The organism is Massilia genomosp. 1, from assembly GCF_011682185.1.
Lineage (GTDB): Bacteria > Pseudomonadota > Gammaproteobacteria > Burkholderiales > Burkholderiaceae_D > Telluria_A > Telluria_A rubra.
Genome location: NZ_WHJF01000409.1, coordinates 1 through 422 on the forward strand (window position 1 = coordinate 1; position 422 = coordinate 422).

The 422-nt window shown below is 50.5% G+C and carries 1 protein-coding gene; it reads right to left on the reverse strand.

The genetic code is table 11. The features are described from left to right. Positions 1-228: hypothetical protein (locus F1735_RS36090; RefSeq protein WP_222853199.1), on the reverse strand; the 228-nt coding region annotated here is incomplete at its 3' end. Positions 229-422 lie beyond the last annotated feature (194 nt).

A 422-nucleotide genomic window follows, 5' to 3' on the forward strand; every position in this document is an offset into this window, starting at 1 on the left:
AATGAGATTAGCCATGATTCCGCCGCCGTAACCGATCAGATTTCCTCCGATATCACGAAAAAGCGATGAAAAATCGTGCTCTCCTGATGTCGGCCAGTTCAGAAAAATCGTTTTGCAATTGGCTCTAATGACGCACAGAAGACGGGAACTTTGGAACCGCCGATTAATTAAAAATTTTGAGAGCTTCGGCGCGCAAGCAATCAATTTGTGAGGGGGTCGATTTTTCAAAAGGCGATTTATTCAGCACTTACCTTGTAGCCTATCGGACTTGAAATTTTCCGCTCGTCAAATGTGAGTAACCGTTCACGTCCCGGACGGAATCGGCGGCAGCGAGGGTGTGGCGACGCCCTTTCTGGCGGCGGCGATCACAGTGGCGATGTAGACCCAGGAGGAAACGGCCCGCTTGCGGCAAGTCTCGATGA